General features: G+C 73.3%; 19 protein-coding genes. 8 read left to right on the forward strand and 11 right to left on the reverse strand.

What is annotated here, in order from left to right:
• Nucleotides 1–91 precede the first annotated feature (91 nt).
• On the forward strand, nt 92–1,000 hold the full coding sequence (locus O0S08_RS19600) for a serine/threonine protein kinase (protein ID WP_269040718.1): 909 nt from the start codon (nt 92–94) through the stop codon (nt 998–1,000).
• 183 nt (nt 1,001–1,183) lie between these two features.
• Here the strand turns inward: O0S08_RS19600 and O0S08_RS19605 are convergent, their stop codons facing one another.
• Both O0S08_RS19605 and O0S08_RS19610 read right to left on the reverse strand, forming a co-directional pair.
• Nucleotides 1,184–2,656: a serine/threonine-protein kinase gene (locus O0S08_RS19605; RefSeq protein ID WP_269040719.1), complete on the reverse strand. Its 1,473-nt coding sequence runs from the start codon at nt 2,654–2,656 to the stop codon at nt 1,184–1,186.
• 288 nt (nt 2,657–2,944) lie between these two features.
• On the reverse strand, nt 2,945–4,846 hold the full coding sequence (locus O0S08_RS19610) for an AAA family ATPase (RefSeq protein ID WP_269040720.1): 1,902 nt from the start codon (nt 4,844–4,846) through the stop codon (nt 2,945–2,947).
• Between the two features lie 283 nt (nt 4,847–5,129).
• On the opposite strand from O0S08_RS19610, the gene O0S08_RS19615 reads away from it, so the two are divergent.
• Nucleotides 5,130–6,266 (forward strand): PDZ domain-containing protein, encoded by a 1,137-nt coding sequence (locus tag O0S08_RS19615; RefSeq protein WP_269040721.1) that lies wholly within the window; start codon nt 5,130–5,132, stop codon nt 6,264–6,266.
• 193 nt (nt 6,267–6,459) lie between these two features.
• Here the strand turns inward: O0S08_RS19615 and O0S08_RS19620 are convergent, their stop codons facing one another.
• Both O0S08_RS19620 and O0S08_RS19625 read right to left on the reverse strand, forming a co-directional pair.
• Nucleotides 6,460–6,675: a hypothetical protein gene (locus O0S08_RS19620; RefSeq protein WP_269040722.1), complete on the reverse strand. Its 216-nt coding sequence runs from the start codon at nt 6,673–6,675 to the stop codon at nt 6,460–6,462.
• A 148-nt stretch (nt 6,676–6,823) separates the two neighbouring features.
• A complete protein-coding gene (locus O0S08_RS19625) occupies nt 6,824–7,213 on the reverse strand; it encodes a VOC family protein (RefSeq protein ID WP_269040723.1) in 390 nt (129 codons plus the stop codon).
• A gap of 220 nt (nt 7,214–7,433) precedes the next feature.
• Between O0S08_RS19625 and O0S08_RS19630 the strand changes: the two genes are divergently transcribed.
• Nucleotides 7,434–8,168: a hypothetical protein gene (locus tag O0S08_RS19630; protein WP_269040724.1), complete on the forward strand. Its 735-nt coding sequence runs from the start codon at nt 7,434–7,436 to the stop codon at nt 8,166–8,168.
• A 370-nt stretch (nt 8,169–8,538) separates the two neighbouring features.
• Here O0S08_RS19630 and O0S08_RS19635 read toward each other — a convergent pair whose 3' ends face one another.
• Complete coding sequence (locus O0S08_RS19635) at nt 8,539–11,454, reverse strand: TIGR03960 family B12-binding radical SAM protein (protein WP_269040725.1); 2,916 nt, start codon at nt 11,452–11,454, stop codon at nt 8,539–8,541.
• 104 nt (nt 11,455–11,558) lie between these two features.
• Between O0S08_RS19635 and O0S08_RS19640 the strand changes: the two genes are divergently transcribed.
• From O0S08_RS19640 to O0S08_RS19655, 4 genes are all read left to right on the forward strand, one after another.
• Nucleotides 11,559–12,548: a DnaJ C-terminal domain-containing protein gene (locus tag O0S08_RS19640; RefSeq protein ID WP_269040726.1), complete on the forward strand. Its 990-nt coding sequence runs from the start codon at nt 11,559–11,561 to the stop codon at nt 12,546–12,548.
• A gap of 26 nt (nt 12,549–12,574) precedes the next feature.
• Nucleotides 12,575–13,534 (forward strand): lipoyl synthase, encoded by a 960-nt coding sequence (lipA, locus tag O0S08_RS19645; protein ID WP_269040727.1) that lies wholly within the window; start codon nt 12,575–12,577, stop codon nt 13,532–13,534.
• 70 nt (nt 13,535–13,604) lie between these two features.
• On the forward strand, nt 13,605–14,261 hold the full coding sequence (locus O0S08_RS19650; protein ID WP_269040728.1) for a glutathione S-transferase family protein: 657 nt from the start codon (nt 13,605–13,607) through the stop codon (nt 14,259–14,261).
• 13 nt (nt 14,262–14,274) lie between these two features.
• The gene (locus O0S08_RS19655; protein WP_269040729.1) at nt 14,275–14,889 is read left to right on the forward strand and encodes a DsbA family oxidoreductase; all 615 of its coding nucleotides are present in this window, start codon (nt 14,275–14,277) and stop codon (nt 14,887–14,889) included.
• A gap of 254 nt (nt 14,890–15,143) precedes the next feature.
• Here O0S08_RS19655 and O0S08_RS19660 read toward each other — a convergent pair whose 3' ends face one another.
• The 5 genes from O0S08_RS19660 to mutL all read right to left on the reverse strand — a co-directional run bounded on the left by O0S08_RS19660 (nt 15,144) and on the right by mutL (nt 23,414).
• Nucleotides 15,144–15,680 (reverse strand): DOMON domain-containing protein, encoded by a 537-nt coding sequence (locus O0S08_RS19660; protein ID WP_269040730.1) that lies wholly within the window; start codon nt 15,678–15,680, stop codon nt 15,144–15,146.
• 166 nt (nt 15,681–15,846) lie between these two features.
• Nucleotides 15,847–17,979 (reverse strand): rhomboid family intramembrane serine protease, encoded by a 2,133-nt coding sequence (locus tag O0S08_RS19665; protein ID WP_269040731.1) that lies wholly within the window; start codon nt 17,977–17,979, stop codon nt 15,847–15,849.
• A gap of 7 nt (nt 17,980–17,986) precedes the next feature.
• A complete protein-coding gene (locus O0S08_RS19670; protein WP_269040732.1) occupies nt 17,987–18,946 on the reverse strand; it encodes an acetyl-CoA carboxylase carboxyltransferase subunit alpha in 960 nt (319 codons plus the stop codon).
• Nucleotides 18,943–19,950 (reverse strand): tRNA (adenosine(37)-N6)-dimethylallyltransferase MiaA, encoded by a 1,008-nt coding sequence (miaA, locus tag O0S08_RS19675; protein ID WP_269040733.1) that lies wholly within the window; start codon nt 19,948–19,950, stop codon nt 18,943–18,945. The genes O0S08_RS19670 and miaA overlap by 4 nt, the downstream gene beginning before the upstream one ends.
• Complete coding sequence (gene mutL / locus O0S08_RS19680; RefSeq protein WP_269040734.1) at nt 19,950–23,414, reverse strand: DNA mismatch repair endonuclease MutL; 3,465 nt, start codon at nt 23,412–23,414, stop codon at nt 19,950–19,952. The genes miaA and mutL overlap by 1 nt, the downstream gene beginning before the upstream one ends.
• 107 nt (nt 23,415–23,521) lie before the next feature.
• On the opposite strand from mutL, the gene O0S08_RS19685 reads away from it, so the two are divergent.
• Nucleotides 23,522–23,806, forward strand: a complete 285-nt coding sequence (locus O0S08_RS19685) for a TMEM165/GDT1 family protein (protein WP_269040735.1) — start codon at nt 23,522–23,524, stop codon at nt 23,804–23,806.
• A gap of 199 nt (nt 23,807–24,005) precedes the next feature.
• Here the strand turns inward: O0S08_RS19685 and O0S08_RS19690 are convergent, their stop codons facing one another.
• Nucleotides 24,006–24,890 carry a GGDEF domain-containing protein gene (locus O0S08_RS19690; RefSeq protein ID WP_269040736.1) on the reverse strand — a complete coding sequence of 295 codons (885 nt, stop codon included), beginning with the start codon at nt 24,888–24,890 and terminating at the stop codon, nt 24,006–24,008.
• Between the last annotated feature and the right edge of the window lie 259 nt (nt 24,891–25,149).

A 25,149-nucleotide genomic window follows, 5' to 3' on the forward strand; every position in this document is an offset into this window, starting at 1 on the left:
GCCGGAGAACCGGCCTGCGCGCGTTCTGGCGCGGGGCCTACGCGAGCCGCGCAGGTGGGGCGGCGGGCCGTCCGTGAGGTATGGTGCAGGTGTGACCGAGGAGCCGCTGCCGCGCCTCTACGGCGACTTCGAGCTGGCGCGCCTGATCTGCGCCAACGAGACGGGACGGATCTATCGCGGCTTCTTCCGGGGCTTCCGCGCGTCGAACGTGCGCGTCTTCAGCCGCCAGTACACGTGCGACGAGGCGGCGGTGCACACGTTGCGCGCCGACCTCCAGGCCGACCGCGTGATGCACAAATTCGTGACCGGCGGCTCGTGCTACCACCCGTTCCGGGTCGAACAGACGGTGCTGCAGGCGATGAGCCCGCGCGAGGGCGTCGACCTGGCGACCCGGATCGGCGCGCAGGGGCCGATGCCGTGGCCGGAGGCGCGGTCGGTGCTGCTCGACGTGTGCCGCGGTCTGGCCTACGCCCACGCGCAGCTGATCGTGCACGGGGACCTGAAGCCGGAGAACTGCTTCTGCGAGGAGCCGATGGAGGGCGACCCGGACCCCCACGAGCGCGTGCTGGTGATGGGATTCGGGCTGGCGCGAGCCTACCGCCGCGCGTTCCCGGAGTGGCGCCCCGAGCTGGCCGAGGTGTTCGAGCCGTCGACGGTGTTCCCGGTCTACATGTCGCCCGAACAGGTGGCCGGCGAGCAGCCGACTGTCCGCTCCGACATCTATGCGCTCGGCGTACTGATGATCCACCTGCTGACCGGCCACCGCCCGCGAGCCACCGGCGCACCCCCGGCCGTGGAGCGCGCAGGCACCCCGGGCCCGTACCGCGCCGACGAGGGCAAGTTGACCCGCGCTCAGGCCGAGGTGGCGCTCAAGGCGGTGTCCCGCGAGGCGAGCCGCCGTCACCCGACTGTCTACGAGTTCGCGGCCGCAGTGGTGGCGATCGACGGCGGCGACCCGGCGCAGGAGCTGGCCGACTTCCGCCCGCCGATCGGGCGCTGAGGTCGCGGCTGCGGGCGGGGCTCCGCTCGCGGCGGGTGCGAGCCGCGAGCGCCTGTACTGATGGTAATGTCTATACGGACATGTTTGAAAGAGCATGCCTGAAAGGGCATGTGCTTCGATGGCGAGCGGCCGGGCGCGGCGGGCGACGGAGACGTCGATCCGCGTCGGCGGTGCCGCGGCGCGTCAGAGGGCGAACCAGGCGATGGTGGCCGCGATCCCGCCGACGGCGGCGAGGACGGCGAAGACGAGCAGCGGGTGCGGGCCGACGGCCTGGGCGCGCGCCCGGGGGCCGGGCCGAGGGCTGGCCGAAGCGACAGGTGCGGGCGCGGCCTCGGGGACAGGGATGGCGGTGATCCTGGCGACGGGCGGGTAAACGCCGGAGGGGTTCTTGGGGACCGGGGGGTGGGCGCCGGAGATGTTCTTGGGGACCGGGGGGTGGGCGCCGGAGATGTTCTTGGGGACCGGGGGGTGGGCGCCGGAGATGTTCTTGGGGACAGGCGGGTGGGCGCCGGATGGGCTGGCCTTGGGGACAGGTGGATGCGCGCCGGAGGGGTTTGGGGAGACAGCCGGATGGGCGCCCGAGGGACCGGCGGAGCTGGTCTTGGGGACAGGTGGAAAGGCGCCCGACGACCTGGCCGGCGGGACAGGTAGCGGCGCCGGCTGCTGGGACCTGGCGCTCGGGACAGGCGCCGGCTCGGCGGCGGCGAGGGCCTTCGGGGCCGCGATGCCGCGCGGGAGGGTGTCGACGGTCTGCACGTCGCCGATCGGGGTGGTCGGCAGCAGGCGGGTGCGCGGGCCGGGGCGCTCGAACGGCAGCAGGGCCTCGGCGAGCGCGGCGGCCGAGGGCCAGCGCTGGTCGGGCTGCTTGCGCAGGCAGCGGGCGACGATCTCGGACAGGCCCGACGGGACGTCGGGGGCGAGGCCGTGGACCGGCGGCGGGTCGTAGCCGCGGACGGCGGCCAGCGAGTCGGCGACGGTGTCGCGGGCGAACGCCTGCTGGCCGGCGAGCGCTTCGTAGAGGATCGCGCCGATCGACCACACGTCGGCGCGGCGGTCGACTGCCCCGGCGCCGGTGATCTGCTCGGGAGCCATGTAGTTCGGCGAGCCCATCATGGTGCCGGCGCCGGTGCGGATCGAGTCGTTGAACTTGGAGATCCCGAAGTCCATGAGCTTGACCAGCCACTGGTCCCGGATCGCCCGGCACAGGTAGATGTTCTCGGGCTTGAGGTCGCGGTGGATGATGCCGGCCTGGTGGGCGGCGTGCAGGCCGTCGAGCGCCTGGCGGATGATCCACACCGCGAGGCCGGGCTGCAGGCGCTGGTAGGCGTCGATCAGGTCGCTGAGGGAGCAGCCCGAGAGCAGTTCCATGACGATGTACGGGCCGATGGTGCTGCGGCCGAAGTCGAGGACGTCGCAGATGTGCGGGCTGCCGATCCGGCCGGCGGCGGTGGCCTCGTTGCGGAAGCGGGCCAGCAGGTCGGCGTCCTCGGCGTAGCTGGCGTGCATCAACTTGATGGCGACGGGGCGCTCGACGAACACGTTGGTCGCCTGCCACACGGTGGCCATGCCGCCGTGACCGAGGCGCTTGTCGAGGCGGAACTTGCCGTCGAGCAGGCGGCCCTCGAGCGGCAAGGTGGCGCCGTCGTTCGGACACAAAAGGAGGTCCTCGCGAAAGCTCTCACCGCACGTGCGACACGCGGCTGGCCTCGGCGGGCGCGATACGACCATCTGCGGCGGACTATATCACCGGCGCTCGTTCGGCCAAGTCGAGCGCGTGGTCGCGCGAGGCCGCGAGGCGCGGGGCGTCGGGGCGTCGGGGCGTCGGTGGAGGATGTGTCGGTGAGAGCCGGCCGGGGTGTGAGGCGGGTCCGGCCGGGGCGCCGTGAGGGAATGGGGGCGACGCGCGGCGACACGGGCTGGAAAAACGGCCGCCGGCACGCGCGGCTACGGGGCGACGTCGTAGCGCTGCTGGCGGTGGCGGAACGCCTCGCGGCCGCCCTCCATCAGGCGCAGGATGTGCTGCTTCACCGACTCGACGCTGCCCTGCGCGACCTGCCGGGCGTTGCGGCCGTCGGCCTCGAGCACGATGACCTGCGCGGCCTCGCCGAGGACCGGGAGGTTGGGGTTGTGGGTGATGAAGACGAGCTGCCGCCGGCCGCGGCTGGCCGCCAGCTGCGGGATGATGGCGTCGGTGATGAAGCTGTTGTCGAGGTTGTCCTCGGGCTGGTCGACGAGCAGCGGGGCCTCGCTGTCCATCAGAAGGATCGGCAAGATGGCGGCGCTCTTCTGCCCGGTCGACAGCTTGTCGCTGCTGCGCCAGTCGCCCTGGACCTGCAGCTCGATGCGCGGGACGTCCTCGAGCTCGAGCACGTCGAGCTCGAACCGCTTGTCCGGGGCCTCGCGCAGGGCCTTGAGCAGCGACTCGGCGAACTCGGGGTTGATCTCGGCGGTCGCCGCCAGGGCCGCGTGATCGTCGCGGTCGACGAACTGGCCCAGCTGGACCGGGGTGACCTGGGCGACGAGCCGCTCGATCGGGGCGTTGTACTGCTTGCCCGAGCGGCGCATCACCGCGACCAGGAACTCGCGGTAGGCGGCGACGTCGGCGGCGGCGGCGAGGATGATGCGGACCTTGCCGCCGAGGTGGGCGCTGACGTTGCCGGCGGCGGCGCTGCGGCGGGCGTGACGATCGCCGCGCAGCCGCTGCAGCTCGTCACGCAGCTCGCCGCGGGCCCGCAGGGCCTGATCGAGCTCGGCCTGCAGCTCGCCGAGAGCGCCCTTGCTGGCCGACAGGCGCATGACCTCGCGCGCGGCCTCGTCGCGGGCGGCCAGGCGGGCCCCGCTCTTGGCGGCGACGGCCGCGAGCTCGGCGTAGCGGGCCTCCTGCGGGGCGTGGGCGGCCGCGAGGGCGGCGGTGGCGTCGTCGACCGAGCGCTCGAGCAGGGCCAGCTTGTCGAGCGGGGAGGAGACGTAGAGGTCGATCTCGACGATCTTGCGGTGGATCTCTCGGGACAGGTCCGCGAGGACATGTCCGTTGGGACCTTTGAGGAGGCTCTCCGGCAGCGCGGCGGACAGCGCCTTGACCTGCGGCAGGACGGTGTCGCCGATGAGGCCGCGCAGCTTGCTGGTGGCGGCGCGGACGCGGTCGAGCGCGGCCTTCTCCTGCTCGCGCAGGGCCTTGTGCTCGGCGGCGGCCTGCAGCCCGTCGGCCAGGCCGCCCTCGCCGAGCGCGGCGTTGGCGGCGGCCAGCTTGCTCTCCCAGCTCGAGAGGTCGATGAGGTCGCGCTGGGCGGCGTGCAGGCGGGTGTGGAGGGCGATGATCCGCTGGGCGTTCTCGCGCAGGTGCGAGACGGTCTGCGCCAGCTGGGTCTCGATGGCGTGGCTCTGCTGGCCGCACAGGCGATCGATGAGCTCGCGCTGGGCGACCGGGCTCTGGGCGATGTCCTCGATCTGGTTGTGCGAGAAGATGGCGGCGTCGACGAGGACGGAGGAGCCGAGCACCTCGGGTCGCACGGGCTTGCCGGCGGCGTCGGTGACGTGCGGCGGCTCGTGGGCGCCGCGGCGGATCTGGTAGACGAGGCCCTCCTGGCTCTCGAACTCGAGCTCGACGTAGCCGCTGGTCCCGAGGTTGGCGGCGAGCAGGGTCTTGAGCCGATCCTCGGCCGCCTTGGCGGCGGCGGTGCCCGATCGCGGGGCGCGATCGAGGGCGTGGCGGATGAACTCGAGGACGGTGGTCTTGCCGCTGCCGCGACCGCCGATGATGCAGTTCAGGCCGTCGGCGAAGCGGATGTCGAGCTTGTCGAGGAAGCCGCCGTAGACGCGGAGACGACGCAATTTGTGGTGAACCACGCGGGACCCTCCGCAGCTAGGTTAGGGGCCATGCGCGATCTCGTCCAGAGCGTCGAAGACGCATTCGCTGGGCCGGATTAAGCCCGATCGAGCGCATGCGGCGATGGCGCCCGGGGCGAACCTGGGGGCCGGTGCGGGTAAATTGGCCCGCAAGACGATAGAGATGGGGAGCGTGGGCAGAATCAGGGCGTGCGAGCGAGGAATTGCGGCGACGCGGCCGGGTGCCGGGGCGGCGCGCGGTGCGGGACGTGGTGCGCGGGAGCCCGGGACGGTAGGGTCGGGCGTGCTCCGTGCCGCGCCGTGGCTCGCGCTGTTGCTGTCCGCATGCGAGGCGATGACGGGCCGTGAGCCCGCGCCCACGGCCGCGCCCGTGGCCGCGGCGACGCTGGCGGAGCCCGGGCCGCTGCGGGCCGCGATCGCGGCGGGGGTGCGGCGGCGCAGCGAGAACGAGGCGAGCTACGAGGTCGACGCGTTCGTGGCCGCGCTGGCGGTGGAGGAGCTGGCGAGCGGCACCGGCGGGGTGCGGGTCGAGCCGGCGTTCGAGCGCGGGGCGCAGGTCGGGTACCGGCTGAGCGAGGTGGTGCCCGGCTCGGTGTACCAGCTGGTCGGGCTGCGCACCGGCGACGTGGTCGAGGCGATCGGCGAGGTCCGCCTCGACAGCCCGGGCCGCGCGGCCGGAGCGCTGGCGGGGCTGGAGCGCGGGGCGCAGCTGGCGGTGACGCGCGACGGGGTCGGGTTCTCGCTCGACCTGCGGCTCGCCGGCGGGCTGGCGTGGTCCGAGCTGCTGCGCTCGCGGACAGGTTCGCAAGGACAGGTCGCGGGGGACATGCCCGCAGGGACAGGTCCGTTGGCACAGGCGCTCGGGGACAGGTTGCTGGCGCCGGACGACGGCGAGCTGCCGGCCGGGCCGCGCGACGGGGAGGCCGGGGGGACGCCGGTGGTGCCGTCCGGCGGGGTCGCCGGGGGCTCGCCGGCGGGGCCGACGGGGTCGCGGCCGACGAGCGGGACGAAGGCCGGCAACAACGGCGGGAGCACGGGCGTGGGCGGCGGCGTGACGGGCTCGGCGGGTTCGTCGGGCGGCGCTGCGGGCAAGACGGGGGTGCAGTGCGCGTCGGCGTCGAGCTGCACGCTCGACAAGAAGACGTTCGACGCGGCCATCGCCGACCCGAGCAAGCTCGAGCGGCAGGCGTCGATCTCGCCGGCGCGCGGCGGCTACAAGCTGACCCGCGTGGCGCCCGGGAGCGCCGTGGCGGCGCTGGGGTTCCGCGCGGGCGACCTGATCGTGTCGGTCAACGGGGCGCGCCTCGACGACGACATGGCGGCCCTGGGGCTGTACATGGGCCTCGAGAGCACGCGCAGTTACAACGTGACGTACGAGCGCAACGGGGCGCGGGCGAGCAAGTCGATCGCGGTGCGCTGAGGGGCGGGGCGCGGGCCTGGGTGGGGCGCTGCGAGCGTGCGTGGAGCACTGTGTCGACGCGCTAGTCGCCGCGAAACGCCGCATCGCGGCCGCCTCGGCCGATCGAGGTGCCCGCGCGATCGACGAGCAACGCGGCGAAAATGGCCGGGGTGGGGCCGACGAGCGAGGCTCGAGGGAGCGTCGATAGCGGCCGCTACGGCTGGCCGGCGCGCCGGCGGCGACCGGCGTCGGTGAGGGCGACCCGGAAGCCGCGGGCGAGGTAGTGGGCGGTGGCGAGGCCGCGGTCCTGCATGTCCTCGCACTCGCGCAGCAGCCTGGCGTAGCGCTCGTCGCCGACCTCGCCGGCGGCGACGAGGATGCAGCCGTGCTCCACGCAGAGGTCCAGCAGCTCGTAGTCCCGCTCGGTCATGGCGAGAGGATCGCAGGTGGGCGGGGGAGGTCCATCGGGGAGCCGCCGTGGCGCGGCCGTGCGCGGGCGCGAGCCGGGCGGTTCGGAGCATGGCGTCCGGGACAGGTCGATGAAGACATGTCCGAATCGACAGGCGAGGAGCGGGCGGTCAGCCGAGGTCGCCCTCGCGGCTGGCGAGGACGACGGTGTAGCCGTCGCGGTCGCGCAGCCAGATCTCCCGGTGGCCGGCGTTGGGGTTGACGTGCGGCGCGAGGACGACCTCGGCGCGCAGCTCGGCGGCGCGGGCGACCGCGGCGTCGAACTCGTCGGTCTCGAACCACAGCAGAACGCCGTTGCCGTGGGGGCGCGCGTCGGGGTCGCCGATCGGGCCGTGGTGGTGCTCGACCTCCCAGCGGTGCAGCTGCAGGATCAGGGCGCCGCGGTGGACGAGCTGCTCGTATTCGCGGCCGCCGTGGCCGCTCTCGCAGCCGAGGAGGCGCTGGTACCAGCGGCTGCTGGCCTCGACGTCGGCGACGGCGATCAATGGTTGGGGGCGCATGGGGACGGGATGCCGCGCGCGGATCGGGGCGTCAAGGCGGACGCGGCCGATGGACGGGGGTCGGGTGCCTCGGTGCGAGGCAGAGCGCAGCGGGGTCGGGCGCGGCTCGGCGGATCCGCGGGCGGCGCGGACCCGTGACGGGGATCACGGCTGAGGCCGGTGCACGAATCGCTGGCATCGGCGAGCGTCGCTTTCGTGGGGGGTCGCCCCGAGAGTGCTTATGCCGAAAGCTGCTCGCTGGTTCGCGTCGCTGCCCGTCGCCTTCACGCTGCTGTCCGCCGGTTGCCATGCGCGGATGATGGTGGACCCGGCCCTCACCGCGAAGGCGCCGGAGCAGCCGGTGAGCGGGGTGGCGTTCGCGACGTTCCGCAAGCCGGTGACGTTCGGGGTCTACACGGCGAAGGTGACGAAGGGCGGCTTTCAGACCACCAGCCGCACGTCCCTGGGACCCTACGAGCGGGAGACGAAGAAGCAGGCGTTCGAGTACTCGCTGGCCGGCGGGGCGCCGGCGAGCTGGGCCAACTCGTGCGCGTACGGGTCGAGCAAGCAGGGCGCGCTGTTCGCCATCAGCAACGATGCGGGGCTGGTGTGCACGATGGTGCCCGAGGGCGCGGGCGGGTGGCAGCTCGAGCTCAAGAGCGCGGGCAAGCTGTACGGGCCCAACTCGCTGTCGGGGTCGATGACCGACGGGACGACGACGCTGTCGATCAAGATGGTGCACCAGCTGCAAGGCCGGAGCTTCGCCAGCGCCGAGCCGGTGGGCTACGAGATCCGCGACGCCGGGGGCGCGGCGGTCGCAGCCGTGCAGATCTTCGCGCCGCACCACGTGTGGATCGACCCCGGGCTGCCGGTCGAGCTGCAGACCGCGATCGCGGCCGCGGCGGCCGGCTTGCTGGTGTCGGCGCAGTCGACGTCGGACTTGAACGACCGCCAGCCGAAGACCTCGTTGCGGTGAGGGCTGGGGCCGCGCGGCGAAAGGTCCTCGAGGGCATGTCCTCTGCGACATGTTCTCGAGGCCCTGTCTGGAAGGACATTATCCGGAGAAGCGCGCATGCTCCGTCGCAGGCCGACGGGGCGTCGCCGGAGCGTGCCAGCGCGTGGCCAGCATGCGGTCCTACCTCGCGCGGGCACAGCTCGACCAGCGCTCGCGGCTCAGCGCGACCAGCCGCGGGCGGAACTCGGGGCGGCTCGGTGGTGATGCAGAGCGGCGCGCGGCCTCGTTGGGGTCGAGCGCGCGGGTGAACTGCTCGACCAGGGCACCGAAGGAGCGCCGGAGCTGGTGTCCCGCGGGGCATGTCGCTCACGACATGCCCCGAGGGACATGGCTAGACGAGCATGCCCGTGAAGTCAGGTTCGCCGTCCGGCTCGGGGCGCGGCTTCCGGGGGGCGAAGGTCGGGCCGAGGGCGCGCAGGCTGACGAGGGCGTCGCCGGAGCGGGCGAGCAGGCGCTCGCGGACCAGCTTGTGGTCGGGGACGACGGCGCCGACGAGCGCCTGGACGACCTCGCGCGGGCGGGCGCCGGGGGCGTCGGAGCTGAGGCGGACGCGGAAGCGGAGCAGGCCGGCGTCGACGTCGACGTCGGCGTGGAGCAGGGCGGCGCCGACGTCGACGGCGGTCGCCTCGCCGACCGGGCGCTTGAGGCCGCGGCCCGACTTGGCCTTGCCGGCGCGCTCGACCTGCAGCGGGCCGGCGAGGCGCGCGGGCAGCTCGGCGGCGACGGTCGCGGCCAGCTCGGGGCCGAGGTCGACGGCGTAGTCGGCGGCGGCGACGAGCTCGCCGAGGCGGCGCTCGCCCTGGACGAGGACGCGGACGTCGAGGATGTCGATGCCGGGCGGGGCGGCGACGGCGAACCTGTCGCGCAGCAGCAGGGCCTCGCGCAGGCGGTCGTCGTCGCTCCACAGGCCGGCCATGTCGGCGTCGCTGCGCGGCAGCAGGACGTCGAGGTCGACGACCTCCTCGCGGGCGCCGACGCCGAGGGCCAGAGCTGGCCCGAAGGACATGCGCGGGACCGGGTTGAAGCCGCGCGAGAAGGCGGCCTCGACGCCGGCGCGCCGCAGCATGCGCGGCAAGACGCGGGTGAGGTCGAGGTGGCCCATGAAGCGCATCGGGCCGGTCTTGGCGAAGAACACCCGCACGCGCGTGAACGGGGCCTCGGCCGCGGCCTTGAAGGCGCTGTCGTCGGCCAGCTTGCTCGGGTTGAGGCGGCCGCGCAGGCGCTCGAGCGGGACCAGGTCGGCGGCGACGGCCCGCTCGCGCTCGCGGACGACCTCGTCGTCGCGCTCGCGCTCGTGTCGCTCGACCTTCATGCCGGCGAGCCGGTCGAGGGCGACCATCCGCTCGCCGCGCATCTCGGACATGTCGCAGGCGATCCCGCAGTCGTAGCAGACGAGGCGGCGCGCGTCGGCCTCGGCGGCCTCGCGGCTGATCGGGTGGACCTTGGCGCCGAACGGCTTGCCGCACGGCGGAGAGTTGCGGCCGCGCAGGGCCTTGCGGTACTCCTCGGCGAGGAAGCCAGGCTCGAGGCCGATGTCGATGTGGTCCCACGGGAGGCGGGCGTCGACCGGGATGGTGCGGGTGTAGCGGGCCGGGTCGACGCCGACGGCCGCGATCGCGGCGGTCCAGCGGGCCATCGAGAAGCGCTCGCGCCAGCCGTCGAAGCGGGCCCCGGCGGCGTAGGCGTGGCCGAGGACCTCGCCCATGTCGCGGTCGCCGCGGGCGAACAGGCACTCGAGCCAGCTCTCGGTCTGCGAGTGGGTCTTGAGCTCGAGGCGGTAGCGCCGGGCCAGGTCGCGCAGCATGTTGACCTTTTGGGACAGGTCCGAAAGGCCATCCATGGCCGCCCACTGGAACGGGGTGTGCGGCTTGGGCACGTGCTGCGAGACGCTGACGGTGACGGTCGGCATGCGCTGCAGCTTGAGCTCGCGCGCGACCTCGCGGACCTTGCGGCCGGTCTCGGCGATGCCGACGACGTCGGCCTCCGTCTCGGTCGGCAGACCCATGATGAAGTACATCTTGATGCGGTCGTAGCCGCGCTCGAAGATCCGCCGCGCCGAGGTCAGAATGTCGTCGTCGCTGACGTTCTTGTTGATGACGTCGCGCATCCGCTGGGTCCCGGCCTCGGGCGCGAAGGTGAGGCCGCTGATGCCGACGCTCTTGATCTCGTCGAGCAGGCCCTCGTTCAGGCCGTAGGCGCGCAGGCTGGCGATGCCGAGCTTGATCTTGCGGCGCTTCAGCTCGGGCACCAGCTCCTTGATCAGCGGGTCGATGCACGAGACGTCGGCGGTCGACAGCGCGGTGAGGCTGGTCTCGGAGAAGCCGGCCGCGTCGACGCCGTCGAGCACGGCCTTGACGATCTGCTTGGGGTCGCGCTCGCGGACCGGCCGGTAGATGATGCCGGCCTGGCAGAAGCGGCAGCCCTCGGTGCAGCCGCGGGTGATCTCGACGCTGGCGCGGTCGAAGATCGCCTCGGCGTAGGGGATCGGGAAGCGCGTGGGGAAGGGGAAGCGATCGAGATCGCGCACGTACACGCGGCCCACGCGCTCGGGCACGCCGAGCGCGCGACCCTCGTCGGTGGGGCCGGTGACGACGAGCAGCTCGCTCCGCTCGTCGCGCTCGACGGCGTAGAAGGCGGGCGCGTAGATGCCGGGCGTGCGCGCGGCGGCGGCGAGGATCTCGCGCCGCGATCGGCCCTCGCGGCGCATGCGACCGATCGTGCGCAAGAGGTCGGGCAGGACCTCCTCGGCCTCGCCGACGAGGAAGAGGTCGACGAAGGCGGCCAGCGGCTCAGGGTGCGTGGCCGTGGGGCCGCCGGCGAGGACGATCGGGTCGGCGTCGCCGCGCTCGGCCGAGCGCAAGGGGATCCCGCCGAGGTCGAGGTTGAGGAGGACGTTGGTGTAGCTCAGCTCGTACTGCAGGCTGAAGCCGACGACGTCGAACTCACGCAGCGGGGTGGCGGTCTCGAGGCTGACGAGCGGGAGACCGCGCGCGCGCAGCTCGGCCTCCATGTCGGTCCACGGGCTGAACGCGCGCTCGCACACGAGATCGTCGTGGCCGTTGACGAGGTCGTAGAGGATCCTCGTGCCCAGGTGGCTCATGCCGATCTCGTAGAGATCGGGGAAGGCGAGGACGAAGCGACACGCGAGACCGGCGCCCGACTTGCGGATCTGCTGCTCCTCGCCGCCGAGGTAGCGCCCGGGCTTCTCCACGCGCCCGAGGAATTCGGCGTAAGGATGTTCTTCCATGACGAGCCGCCCTTTTAGCCGAAACAGGGCGCCGGCACCACTGTGGCCGCGCCGGGCGCACCGCCCCCTTGCCGAGGGCCGCGTGTGACCCAAGAATGCCTGCCGTGAAGGACCTGTACTCAGTCCTGGGCGTGCCGCGCACCGCCGACGAGAAAGAGATCAAGCGGGCGTTCCGCAAGCTGACTCAGCAGCTTCACCCGGACAAGAACCCGGGCGACAAGAAGGCGGAGGAGAAGTTCAAGGAGGTGTCCGGCGCCTACGAGGTGCTGGGCGACGCGCAGCGGCGCAAGAACTACGACGAGTTCGGCGACATGAGCCTGACTCAGGGCTTCGACCCGGAGCGCGCCCGCGCGTACCAGCAGGCGACCCGGGGCGGCGGGCGCCGACGCACGGCCGGTCCGGCCGGGTTCGGCGGCGGCGGGTTCGACGCCGACGGGCACTTCAACTTCCAGAACTTCGGCGACGCCCGCGGGGTGTCGTTCGACGACCTGCTGTCGCAGCTGTTCGGCGGCGGCCGCGTCGTCGACCCGGCCGCGCGCGCGGGCCGGCGCCCGGTGAGCACACGCGGCCACGACATCGAGGGCGAGATCACGATCGACTTCTCGCAGATGCTGCGCGGGGCCGTGATCCCGCTGCGCATCGAGTCGCAGGAGGGCGGCTCGCGCACGCTCGACGTCAAGGTGCCGGCCGGGATCGCCGACGGCAGCAAGCTGCGCCTGCGGGGTCAGGGCGGCCCGGGCGACCCGCCCGGCGACATCATCCTCACGGTGAAGGTGGCGTCCCACCCGCGCCTCAAGCGCGAGGGCAACAACCTGCAGATGAGCCTGCCCGTGACCGCGCTCGAGGCGGCGCGCGGCGGACCCGTCGACGTGCCGACCCCCGCGGGGACGGTGACGCTCAAGCTCAAGCCCGGGAGCCAGAACGGGCAGACGCTGCGGCTCAAGGGCAAGGGCATCGCGCCGCCGAGCGGCGAGCCGGGCGACCTGCTCGTGACCCTCGACGTGCGCCTCCCCACCGGGTCCGATCCCGAGCTGGTGGCGGTGCTGGAGCGGCTGCAAGGGCACGAGAACGTCCGCGCCGACCTCGAGCTGTAGAGGCGGCCGCGTGCTATGCCTTGCGCGTGACCGTTCGCCTGCCGATCGTTCAAGCCGAGGCCGAGCCCGCGCCCGCGCCGCGCAAGCGCCACCCCGAGTGGTTGCGCGTGCCGATGCCCGGCGGTGACGGCTATCAGGCGCTGCGCCGCATGGTCAAGGAGCTCGGGCTGCACACGGTGTGTCAGAGCGCGAGCTGCCCGAACATCGGCGAGTGCTGGAACCACCGCGCGCTGACGATCATGATCCTCGGCGACATCTGCACCCGCTCGTGCCGCTTCTGCGACGTGGCGACGGGGCGGCCGCTGCCGGTCGATCACGGCGAGCCGGCGCGGGTGGCGACGATGCTGGCGGCGCTCGAGCTGAACCACACGGTGATCACGTCGGTCGATCGCGACGACCTGCCCGACGGCGGCGCGGGGATCTGGGCCGAGACGCTGCACGCGTGCCACGCGGCGGCCCCGGACATGACGATCGAGGTGCTGGTGCCCGACTTCAAGGGCGACCTCGGCGACGTCGACACTGTCCTCGACGCCGGGCCCGACGTGTTCGCCCACAACCTCGAGACGGTGCCGCGGCTGTCCCGCGAGGTCCGCGTGCAGGCCCGCTACGACCGCTCGTTCGCGGTGCTCCGGCGGGCTCGCGAGCGCGGGGCGCTGGTCAAGACCGGGCTGATGCTCGGGCTCGGCGAGGAGCTGGCCGAGGTCCGCGAGGTCGTCGAGCAGCTGGCCGGGCTCGGCCTGACGATCCTGACGCTCGGGCAGTACCTGCAGCCGAGCAAGAAGCACCTGCCGGTGCACCGCTACGTCCACCCCGACGAGTTCGCCGAGCTGAAGCGCCTCGCCCTGGCCGCCGGCATCGTCCACGTCGAGAGCGGTCCGCTGGTCCGCAGCAGCTACCACGCGGAGGGCCAGGCCGAGCTGATCCGCCGCCTGCAGGCGGGGGCGGGCCAGATCGGGTTCGCCAGCCTGCGCCCGCCGGCGGCCTGAGCATGGTTTTCGGGACATGCGCGAAGGCGCATGTCCTTTCAGACATGTCGTGAGATCCGGAGGAACCCCGATGCAGCTCGAGCTGATCAGCCACGCCCTGTGCCCGTTCGTCCACCGCGCCTGCATCATGCTGCGCGAGAAGGGGGTCGAGTACACCCGCCGCGACGTCGACCTCGAGAACAAGCCGGAGTGGTTCCTGGCCCTGTCGCCGCGCGGCAAGGTGCCGGTGCTGGTGGCCGACGGGGCGCCGCTGTTCGAGTCGGCGGCGATCGTCGAGTTCCTCGACGAGACCCACCCGCCGCCGGTGATCCCCACCGAGCCGTTCACGCGGGCGCGCCAGCGGGCGTGGGTCGAGGTCGCCAGCGACCTGCTGATGGCCCAGTACCGGGTCTACATCGCGGCGACGCAGGCGGACTTCGAGGCGGCGGCGAAGGCGGCGACGGCGGCGCTGGCCCGCTACGACGAGGCGCTGAACAAGGGCGACCTGGCGAGCGACGAGTTCAAGCTGGTCGAGGTGGCCACGGCGCCGGCGATGTACCGCTTCGCGCTGCTCGAGGCCCGCACCGGCTGGGCGTTCTGGCCGGCGGGCTCGAAGGTCGAGGCGTGGGCGCGGCGGTTGGCGAGCCGGCCGTCGGTGACGTCGTCGGTGGCCGAGGACTTCCCGGACAGGTTCATGAAGTTCTTGACCGAGAAGGGCAGCTACATGGCCACAGTGCGGCCGAGCTGAAGGGAGCGCCGGGATGCACATCGACGTCGTGTCCGACATCGCCTGCCCGTGGTGCTTCATCGGCATCGAGCGGCTCGAGCGCGCGCTGGCCGAGACGAAGGCCGCCGCGACCGTGACGCTGCACCCGTACCTGCTCGACCCCGACGGGCCCGACAGCGGGACCGACCTCCGCGCGCGCCTGCGGCAGAAGTTCGGCGGCGACCCGACGCCGGCGTTCGCCAACGTCGAGCGCGCCGCGCGAGAGACCGGCATCCCGCTCGACTTCGAGAAGGTGCGCATGGGCTACCCGACGCTGCGCGCCCACACGCTGCTGCGCCACGCGGAGGCCCGGGGGACCCAGCGGGCGCTGTCGCGGGCGCTGTTCGCGGCGTACTTCCTCGAGGGGAGGAACATCGCCGACCCGGCAGTGCTGGCCGGGATCGCGGCGCCGCACGGGTTTTCGGGCGAAGAGGCGATGAAGCTGACGAGCGACCCGCAAGAGCTGGCGCAGACCCGCCAGGAGGCCGAGCACGCGGCCCGCAGCGGGGTCCGCGGGGTGCCGCTGTTCATCTTCGACGGACGCACTGCGATCTCGGGGGCACAGCCGGAGGCGGTGTTCCGCGAGGCGATCCGCAAGGCCGCGGGCTGAGGGCGAGGCGGCCAATATCGTCGACGGCGGCGGGGTCGCTCGAGCCTTCGGGCGAGGCGGCCGACGGATGCGTCCGCGCCCTGTGACCGGGGCGCTTCGCGCTGCCTCGCTCGTGCACCGCCGCGCGGGCGCCGTCGCGCTTCGTTCACGCCCCGGCGCGCTCGCGGTGCCGGCCGTCGTTTCCGGATGTCCGTGAGAGCATGTCGTTTGGGACATGCTCTCCAAAGAATGTCCGTCGGGACATGCTCTTCAGGTCAGGCCATGCGCTCGAGGTCGCGGCTCAGGGCCGGGTCCAGCGCCGCGGTGACGTCCGGGCGGTGGAAGTCCGGGCGGGTGCCTCCGGCGGGGAGGGCCGAGAGGTAGCGGCGGGCGTCGCCCTGGCCGTGGATCGCGTGGGCGTTCCAGCGGGCGAGGTCTCGCGGCAGGAGGCCGGACGGGACGCGCGCCTCGCCGGTCCAGCGCCCGCTCGCGGGGGGGTCGGCGCGGAAGTCGATCTGGACGGTGGCGACGAGCGTGCGGACGCCGTGGAACTGCAGCGCGAGGGAGTGGCCGTGCGGGCCGAACTCCAGCTCGAGGTAGCGATCGCCGGGCGCGTGCAGGAACAGCTCGACGACCTCGAAATTCCACAGGCCAGGGGTCGAGCCCGGCGGTGATGGCGGCGGAGGATCGCCGTGGAACGGGGCGTCGACGGCGATCTCGAGCGCGCCGTCGCGAGCGCGGAGGTCGAGGGTGATCCGTTCGGCAGGCGCCGCGGGACGGTCGTCCCACAGGCGATCGATGACGATGTGCACGGGGCGAGCGTACCCCGTCGCTCGCCCGTCGAGGACGGTCAGCGAGGCGGCTGTCGAGGACTGAGGCGATCGTCCCACTCGGTACCGCGAGGAGGCCGAGTCGCGGGCGTCAGGCAGGGCACGGCGCTGTGCTCGAGGCGGCGCTCGAAACCCGCGAGCGTCTCGCTCACTCGGCGAGGGCGGCGTCGCCGAGGATCGCCGAATAGAGCGTGGGAGCCGGGTCGAGGGCGGTCGCGGGGGCGGCCAGGAGGAGCACGGCGCGGCCGTCGAGGCGGCGCTCGACGAGCCGCGCGATCGTCTCGCCGTTGCGCTGCAGGGTGTAGTTGACGAAGCCGGCGAACTCGGGGGCGGGGGCGTCCTCGGGGCGGACCACGAGCTCGCGCGCGAGGGCCGGGGCGAGGGCGAACATGGCGCTGCCCTCGGCGGGGGCTTCGGGGACGATCACGAACTGGACCAGGTGACCGCCGCGCAGCGCCTGGGTGTCGAGCCAGCCGGGGAACACCTGCAGCAGCGGGTGGCGGCGGTCGTCGGCGTCGACGCGCTCGAAGCTGGCCGGCAGCGCGAGCGCGACGCCCTGCTCGACGACCCGGCGGTCGCGGTGAGCGACGGCGAAGGCGATCGGATCCTCGCGCGCGACCTGGAAGGCGCCGAGACCGACGAGGCCGATCGCAGCCAGGCACAGGGCGGCCAGCGGCCGGCGGGTCCAGCCGGGCAAGGTCGGCGGCAGCAGCAGGGTGAGCGCGGAGGCGACGAACGCGGCTGTCCCGAGAGACAGGGGCGTGGAGCGCAGGCCGTAGGCCCCCGGGATGCAGGCGAACACGTGCGCGCCGAGCAGGAACAGGAGGGTGAGGACGACGCTGCGGCGGACCGTGGACAGCAGGCCCGGGGTGCGCGCGGGCAGCAGGGTCCACAGGGTCGCGACCAGCACGGAGACGGCGAGGGCGTTGCCGCCGCCGATCACCTGGGCCGGATCGGGGTCGGCGACGGCGGCGGCCCACATGCCGGCGGCGCTGCCGAGGATGGCGATCAGGCCGGTGCGGGCCCAGCCGTGGATGCGCTCGAGGACATGTCCTGCGAGCCAGATCGAGTAGCAGTCGAGCAGCAGGCCGACGAGGTCGGCGTGGACGAACGGGGCGGTGAAGATGCGGCCCCAGCTGCCGGCGCGCCACAGCTCGCCGGTCAAGGCGCCGGCGCGCAGGAGGCCGACGCCGGCCCAGCCGGCCGCGAGCGTGATCGCGTACCACCCGGCGGAGACGGCGATCAGGGCGGTGGTCATGACCAACGGCTGCAGCCGGCGGGTGCCGCTGCGCTCGCGGACGGCGTCGCGGAAGCGTTCGCCGACGGCCTGGACGAAGCCGTGGAGCGCGTCGTCGAACACCGGCGGAGGATCGTCGACGTGGGCGCGGGCGGTGCGGGCGGCGGCGGCGAGGCGCGTCTCGCTGCGCTTCGCCAGCCCGGGGACCTGCTGCAGCAAGGCGTCGGCGCGCAGCGGGTCGCCGGCGCGGGCGGCGGCGATGCCGAGGAACAGCGTGGCTGTCCCCGGGGACAGGCCGAGCCGGCGCCCGCGGTCGCGCGCGAGGGCGTCCTCGACCACGCCCAGCGCGCCGGCGTGGGCGAGGAAGGTGAGGCGCGCCTGGGCCAGCAGCTCGGCGGCGCCGGTCTCGCTGCCGAGCGGGCCGTCCTCGATCGAGCGCAGCAGCGCGGCCGCGGCGTCGTGGCGGCCGAGCTCGCCGAAGGCGCGCAAGATCCCGAGCGCCAGAGTGGGCCGCACCGCCGCGTAGCTCGGGTGGAAGTGGCTCTCGTAGTGCGTGACCGCCTCGCTCCAGCGGTGGTCGAACAGCAGCATGGCGACGATCTGCTCGTGGATCACCGCCAGCTCGGCCGGCTCCTCGGCGGCCGCGACGAGGCCGCGGAAGTAGGCCAGCGCGGCGTCGACGCCGTCGCGGTCGAGGAGGGCGAAGCCGCGGAGGATCTGCTGCTGGCGACCGAGGCCGGCGCCGGGCATCAACATGGCCCGAAGGCCAGACAGGCGCACGGCCAGGCGCGGGCGCCCGAGCGCGAACATCTGCCGGGCCGCGCGCTCGAGCACGGCCGGGGCGATCACCGTCAGCGCGCACAGACAGATCGCGATTGTCCCGAGGTACCTGTCCTCGTAGACGATCGCGGTGAAGGTCAGGACGAGCTGCAGCGCCAGCACCGCCGCGTAGCCGCGCGGGCCGCCGGGGCGGCGGATCGTGCGGAGCAGGACCATCGCGAGGATGAGCCCCGCGAGGACCAGGAGGTTCTGATAGAGCGCCACGCCGACCTTAAGCCTGCATCTCCACGTGACCCATGCGCCGGAACTTGGCGTAGCGCCGCTCGAGCCGGTCCTGGACCGAGAGCGCGGCGAGCTCGCCGTAGTGGCGGCGGAGGGCGTCGTGGAGCGCGGCGGCGGTGGCGGGGAGCCCGCGGTGGGCGCCGCCGAGCGTCTCGGGCACGACCTCGTCGCAGATCCCGAGGCCGACGAGGTCCTGCGCGGTCATCTTGAGCTGCTCGGCGGCGGTGCGCTCGGCCTCGGCGTCCTTCCACAGGATCGAGGCGCAGCCGCGCGGCGAGATGACCGAGTAGACCGCGTGCTCGAGCATGAGGATCCGATCGGTGACGCCGATCGCCAGCGCGCCGCCCGAGCCGCCCTCGCCGATCACGACCGAGATCGAGGGCACGCGCAGGCCGGCCATCAGCTCGAGGCAAGTGGCGATGGCCTCGGCCTGGCCGCGCTCCTCGGCACCGATGCCCGGGTAGGCGCCGGCCGTGTCGATGAGGCACAGCAGCGGCAGGCCGAACTGGTCGGCCATCCTCATCAGGCGCTGGGCCTTGCGGTAGCCCTCGGGGCGGGCCATCCCGAAGTTGCGGTGGAGGTTCTCCTTGGTGTTGCGGCCCTTCTGCTGGCCGAGCACCACCACGGAGCGGCCGTCGAGGCGGGCGATGCCGCCGACGATCGCCGGGTCGTCGCCGAAGGCGCGGTCGCCCTTGAGCTCGACGAAGTCGGTGAGGATCTCGCCGATGTAGTCGAGCGTGTAGGGCCGGTCGGGGTGCTTGGCCAGCTGAAGCTGCTCCCACGGCGTGAGCGCGGCGAACCGCTCGCGCTGCAGCTCGGCCGCCCGCTGCTCGAGCTTGGCGATCTCGTCGGCCATCTCGCCGCTGGCGCTGGACAGATCCTTGAGCTCGCGGATCTTCGTCTCCAGCTCGACGATCGGGCGCTCGAACTCCAATACTTTGCCGCTCATGTCAGGCCCCCCGCGAGGAACGCCGCGGCTTCGGCGGCGATGGTGTCGGCCTCGCGCTCCAGTTCGACCTGGCTCAAAGGCCAGATCGGTCGCGAGACCGCGATCGTCCGCTCCGCGCCCAGCTGGTTGCGGAAGTAGGTGCGCTGGCGCCGGGCGTAGCGCCGCGTCTCCTGCTTGATGGAAGCGACGGCGTCGCCGAGGCTCTGGCCGGCGAGGTGATCGAGGATCTGGCGGTAGCCGAGGCTTCGCATGGATCGATGGCGCGAATCATACCCAGCGGCGACGAGGTTGGACACCTCGGCGACGAGGCCGGCGCGGATCATCGCGTCGCAGCGGTCATCGATCGCGCGGTCCAGAGCGGCGAACTCGGGCTCGAGGACGACTGCGGCGAGGCGAGCTCGCGCACGCTGCGGATCTTCGGCGCGGACGAGGCTCACGGGTCGATCGTGCGCTTCGCACAGCCACAGCGCTCGCAGGGCGCGCACGACGTTGCGCGGGTGAATCGCGGCTGCGGCCTGGGGATCGCGGCGCTGCAGTTCCGCGTGTACGGCGCCCGCGTGCTCGCGCTCGTGTGCTTCCCACTGCGCAGTGAAGGCGGCGCGCCGCGGATCGCTGGCAGGAGCGTCGGCGACCGGATCGGCGCCGCTGTGCGTGTGCGTGACGGCGTGGAGGTAAAAGCCGGTGCCGCCGGTGAACAGGCCCGCGCCGCGCGCGAGCAATTGCCACGCGGCCGACTGGAAGTCTCCGGCGCTGAAGTCTGCGTCGGGATCGACGAGGTCGAGCAGGTGGTGCGGCACTCGCTCGCGCGTGGCGGCGTCGACCTTGGCCGAGCCGATGTCGAGGCCGCGATAGATCTGCACCGAGTCGCAGCAGAAGATCGGCAGGCGCAAGCGCTCGGCCAGGGCGATTGCGAGGCGTGATTTTCCAGACGCGGTCGGGCCGACGACCGCGAGCAGGCGCGGAAGATCGTCCGCGCGATCCGTCGCCGCGACGTCCGCGATCATCATCCCCCTCCGAGCAGCGCGCTCGCGGTCCAGCGGCGGATCCCCGGCACCGCGTCGAGCGCGGCGCCGGCGTCGACGAGCTCGGCGAGCCAGCGGCGGGCGAGGCGGGGCGCCGGATCGCCGCCCGAGGTGGCCGCGATCGCGTCGAGGAGGCCGCGTTCACGCGCGGCCCGGTCGTCGTCGCTCGAGCGGATCCGCAGCCACGGGACGATCCGGGCCACGAGGTCGGCCGCGTCGGCATCGTCGACGCAGTGGCGCAGGTGGGCCGGCACGCCGCGGACGACCACGGCGTCGTCGCCGAACACGTCGAGGTCGACGCCGAGGCCGAGCAGCTCGGTGCGGGCGGCCTGGATCAGCGCGACGTCGGCGGCCGGGCGCTGGACCACGGCGGGCGACAGCAGGCCCTGCACTGCGACGGCGCGCCGTCCGACCAGGTCGCGCTGCAGGCGGAGGTAGACCAGGTGCGAGCGGACGCGCCGCAGGTCGACGGCCAGCAGGGCGTCGCGGTCGGCGAACACGGCCACCGGGCCCGGGAGACAGGCGAGGAGGGCCGGGATGTCGGGGCGCTGCGGCGCGGTCGCCGGGGCCGCCTGTCCGCTGGGACCGGTCTGTTCGCGCATGTCCCGAGGGCCAGGAGCAAGGCCGGGGACGTCGTTCGGCAGCAGCTCGAGCGACCCCTCGCGCTCGGGCTCGACCGGGCGGGGTGCGGCGCCGTCGGGGCGGAGCGCCGCCGCTGCTTCCATGACCGCGCGCTTGTGGCGGTCGTAGCCGTGGTCGAGGGCGCGGGTGCTCAGACGGTAGGCCCCCGGGCGCCGCTCCTCGGCGGGCGCGGGCGGTGGCGGCGGCGGGTCGGGCTGGCGCTCCGACCAGCGCAGCAGCGGGTCGGCGCTGTCGCGCAGATCGGCCGGGAACTCGCCGCCCGCCCGCTCGACCCACGCCGCCGCGCGGTCGCGGGCGGGGTCGTGCTCGCTGACGGCGCCGGCGCGGGTCAGCCAGGCGGCGGAGGCGTCGGTGTCCGGCGAGTCGTGCTCGCCGGCGGGCGAGCGGGCGCGGAGGGACATGTCCCGAGAGACATGCTCACCGGCCCGGAGCTCGGGGGGCGAGGCCGAGTCGGGGTCGAGCGACATGTCCCGAGGGGCAGGTTCTTCGGCGCTCCCGTCGGTCGCCGCGCGGAGGGACATGTCTCGGGGGCCATGTGCGCCGGCGCGGACGGACATGTCCCGAGCTACATGTTCGTCGGCGTCCGAACGAGTCGAGGCGCCGCGGTACGTGTCCCCGGGGCGATCGGACGAGCCGGTGCCGTCGCCTGCGCGATCCGCCGAGGCCGGACCGGGGTCGAAGGACATGCCTTGAGAGTCATGTTCGACGCCCGAGCTCGCCGCGGTCGCTTCGGCGCGGAGGGGCACGCCCCCGGGCGCAGGCGCTCCGGTGGGAGCTCGAGCGGACGCGGGTGAGCCGCCGCTCGTCGACGCCTCTGCCCGCAAGGCCATGTCTGAAGAGGCAGGCGGCCCGCCGCCCTCCGGAGCGGGCGCGAGCGAACCTCCGCGAGAGCGTTGGTGGCCGCTCGTCGGCGCATCTGCCCGAAGGGCCATGTCTGAAGAGGCAGATTGTCCGATGGGCCGAGCGGACGCGGCCGAGCCGCCGCTCGCCGGCGTATCTGCCCGGAGGGCCATGTCTGAAGAGGCACGTTCGCCGCTGCGCGTACGCTCGTCGCCTGCGCCAAGGGACATGTCTCGAGAGGCAGCTGGTGAAGCGGCCAGATCGAGATCCCACCCCGGGTCGCCCGCCGGAGTGGCGGCGGTGAGCGGGCCGGAGCGGGGGCGGGGCGGGGGCGTCGACGGGCTGCGATCCGTCTCGACGAGCGGGCGGCGGGCGGCGTCGATCGAGGCCTCGGCGCGGCTCAGCCAGGCTTCGGCCTCGGCGCGACGGCCGGCCGCTGCGGCTGCGGCCGCCTGCTGGGCGCGACGGACCGCGGGGCCGGGGCCGTCGTCTTCGCCCGGTAGGTCGTCGGCGAAGGCGGGCGACAGGCCGTCCTCGTCGCCCTCGTCGAGCGGTGGCCGGCGGCCCGAGCGGCGCGAGTGGTCACCCTCGTCGTCGAGCGGTTGCTGGCGGCCCGAGCGGCGCGAGTGGTCACCCTCGTCGTCGAGCGGGGGTCGGGGGCTCGCGAGCCGCGCGTCGTCGAGGGGTCGGCGGCTCGCGGGCGGCGCGTCGTCGTCCTCGTCTGCCTCGTCGCGACCGGCGCGACGGCGAGCGCTGGCGGTCGGCCGGGTCGCGCCGCTGGGCTCGTCGTCCTCGCTACCGACACGCGCCGGCTCGCCGACGCGGACCGGCGCGAAGCCGATCGGGATCGCGCCGCCCCGGCCCGGGGGCACGCCGACCGGCGCGCGGGCCTCGTCGGCGGCTGGCCGATCGGACATGTTCGTCGCGCCCTGTCCCGAAAGACCGGCGATCTCGCCGGCCCACGGGGCGGCGGCGACGGCGGCGGCGAGGACCCGGCGGACGGCCGCGTAGACCTGCTGCGGCTCGCTGAAGCGGACCTCGGCCTTCTGCGGGTGGACGTTGACGTCGACCGCGCCGGCGGGCGGCTCGACGAACAGGCAGGCCGAGGGGGCCTCGCCGCCGAGGCCGTAGGCCTGGGTGAGGATCTGCGCGAGGCTGCGCTCCCGCACGACGCGCTGGCGGGTGACGAGGTAAGGGCTGCCGCGACCGCGGGCGGCGGCGGTCGGGTGAGGCAGATGGGCTTCGACGCGGATGCCGTCGTCCTCGCCGGAGAAGACGAAGAACGGGCCGGCGACCCGGCGCTCGAGCACCTGGGCGACGCGACCTTCGCGGGTGGCGCGCGGCAGGTTGAGCAGCTCGCGCTTGCCGTGGCGCAGGGTGAAGTGCACGCCCGGGTGGACGATGGCGAGGCGCAGGAGGGTGTCGCTGCAGTGGCCGACCTCGGTCGCCTCGGCGCGCATGAACTTGCGCCGCGCCGGCAGGTTGGCGAACAGCGCGTGGACCTCGATCTGCGTCCCGACCGGCATGCCCGCCGGGGTGAGGGTGGGGGCCTCGCCAGGGATGCCGTGCAGGTGGACGCCGACGGCCGCGCCGGGCTGGCGGCTGCGGAGGTCGACGCGCGCGACCGCGGCGACGCTGGCGAGCGCCTCGCCGCGGAAGCCGAGGGTGGTGATGTCGGCGATGTCGGCGGCGTGACGCAGCTTGCTGGTGGCGTGGCGGGTGACGGCCAGCAGGAGGTCGTCGGGGTGGATCCCGCGGCCATTGTCGCGGACGGAGATCCGGGCCATGCCGCCGTCCTCGAGCTCGACGTCGATGCGCGTGGCGCCGGCATCGAGGCTGTTGTCGACCAGCTCCTTGACGACCGAGGCGGGCCGCTCGACGACCTCACCGGCGGCGATCTGGTCGATGACCAGGGCCCCGAGCACGGCGATCCGTCCGGAGGCGGCAGGAGCGGGCGAATTCACGCGGGATAGTTAGGCCGACCGGAGGCCGCCGCGCAAGGCCCCGCGCGCGAGCGCGCACACCGCGGCCCGGCAGCGCTATGGTCGCGGACCTGCCTCCGGTGCCCGCCATGGATCTACGCGCGTTCTTTACGACCTTCGGCCTCGTGTTCCTCGCCGAACTCGGCGACAAGACCCAGCTCACCACCATGAGCATGGCCGCGTCGAGCGGCCGGCGCTGGCTGGTGTTCGCCGCCTCGGCCCTGGCGCTGGTGCTGTCGAGCCTGATCGCGGTGCTGGCCGGCGAGTGGCTGCGCGCCCGCGTCGACCCGGTGCTGATCGAGCGCGTGGCCGGCGGCCTGTTCGTCGTCCTCGGCGGCTGGATGCTGGTGTCGACGTTCGTCGGCGAGGGTTGAGCCGCGGCTCCTTGCGCATGCACGGAAGTCGCGGCCGGCCGGTCGGTGCGCAGGCGCGTTCGCGGAGCCGGGCAGGCGACGGCACGCGCTCGTTCGGTGCGCATGCTTCGACGTCGCAGTCGTGGCCGATCGCCCGGCTCGCGTCGGCCGGCCGGTTTCAAGTCAGCCGGCGACGACGCGCTTGCGGACCGGTTTCAAGTCAGTCGGCGACGACGCGGTTGCGGCCGGTCTGCTTGGCCTTGTAGAGGCGCGCGTCGGCCTTCTTGATCAGGTCGTCGTAGGTGGCGATGTCCTGCGTCAGCTCGGCCACGCCGATCGAGATGGTGACCGGGATGTGACGGCCCTCGAACATGAACTTCGACTCCGCGATCATGGCGCGGATCTTCTCCGAGAACTGGGTCGCGCCGCGGATGTCGATCTCGGGGAGGATCATCGCGAACTCCTCGCCGCCGTAGCGCGCCAGGACGTCGACCTTGCGGGCCCGCTCGCGCACGACGTCGGCCACCTCGCGCAGGACGAAGTCGCCGGCGCGGTGGCCGAAGGTGTCGTTGCAGGCCTTGAAGAAGTCGATGTCGAACATCACCAGCGCGAGCGGGCGGTCGTACCGGCGGGCCCGCGACAGCTCGCGCTCGAGCGTCTCGAGGAAGTAACGCTTGTTGAAGATCTGCGTCAGGCCGTCGACCGTGGAGAGGCGGTAAATCTCCTCGTGGTAGAGGCTCTCGACGTTGTCGCCGCTGAGGAACTTGAAGATGGCGCGGCCGATCTTGATGAGGTCGCCGTCCTTGAGCCACGCCTCGTGGATCTTGTGGTCGTTGACGTAGGTGCCGTTGGTCGACTCGTTGTCGCGGAGCTTGACGCCGTGATCCTCGACCCGCAGAGTCGCATGGGTGCGCGAGACGCTGTCCTGGCTGACGCAGATGTCGTTGAGGGTGCCGCGACCGATCGTCATCTCGCGTCCGTCGATGTGGTACTTGCGGCCGAGCTCGGCGCCGTAGATAACGACGAGACAGGCCTCCTTCTTGGGGCCCTTGCCGCCGCCCTCGTCGCTCTTGTTGATGACTGTAACGATCGTCTCGTCCCGCATAAGCCCGCGGCAGTCCTCGAGGGGCGCCCCCTCTGCGCCGGTCAAATTACCAGAGCCGGGGAACGACGCGGAGCGCGGGGGGTGATTCTGGTGCGACGCGGTCCGGAGATGTAGGCTCGTTATGGCGCCTTCAGGCCCGCACCCCCCGTCTCAGGTCACGCTGCGTAAGTGCACGAGATGCTAGAATTTTTCGGCATTCGTCGCGGCTCGCGCGCGAGCTCCGTCGAGGCAGCGATCTCGCGAAATTTTGCCGAGCCCG

Source organism: Nannocystis punicea, assembly GCF_026965555.1.
GTDB lineage: Bacteria > Myxococcota_A > Polyangia > Nannocystales > Nannocystaceae > Nannocystis > Nannocystis punicea.

Bases quoted from the DNA above. Each gene is read 5' to 3' on its own strand.
- O0S08_RS19670 (WP_269040732.1), bottom strand. From the start codon at position 18,946: ATGAGCGGCAAAGTATTGGAGTTCGAGCGCCCGATCGTCGAGCTGGAG.
- miaA (WP_269040733.1), bottom strand. From the start codon at position 19,950: ATGATCGCGGACGTCGCGGCGACGGATCGCGCGGACGATCTTCCGCGC.
- O0S08_RS19635 (WP_269040725.1), bottom strand. From the start codon at position 11,454: ATGGAAGAACATCCTTACGCCGAATTCCTCGGGCGCGTGGAGAAGCCC.
- O0S08_RS19655 (WP_269040729.1), top strand. From the start codon at position 14,275: ATGCACATCGACGTCGTGTCCGACATCGCCTGCCCGTGGTGCTTCATC.
- O0S08_RS19625 (WP_269040723.1), bottom strand. From the start codon at position 7,213: ATGCGCCCCCAACCATTGATCGCCGTCGCCGACGTCGAGGCCAGCAGC.
- O0S08_RS19620 (WP_269040722.1), bottom strand. From the start codon at position 6,675: ATGACCGAGCGGGACTACGAGCTGCTGGACCTCTGCGTGGAGCACGGC.
- O0S08_RS19630 (WP_269040724.1), top strand. From the start codon at position 7,434: ATGCCGAAAGCTGCTCGCTGGTTCGCGTCGCTGCCCGTCGCCTTCACG.
- O0S08_RS19650 (WP_269040728.1), top strand. From the start codon at position 13,605: ATGCAGCTCGAGCTGATCAGCCACGCCCTGTGCCCGTTCGTCCACCGC.
- O0S08_RS19685 (WP_269040735.1), top strand. From the start codon at position 23,522: ATGGATCTACGCGCGTTCTTTACGACCTTCGGCCTCGTGTTCCTCGCC.
- O0S08_RS19690 (WP_269040736.1), bottom strand. From the start codon at position 24,890: ATGCGGGACGAGACGATCGTTACAGTCATCAACAAGAGCGACGAGGGC.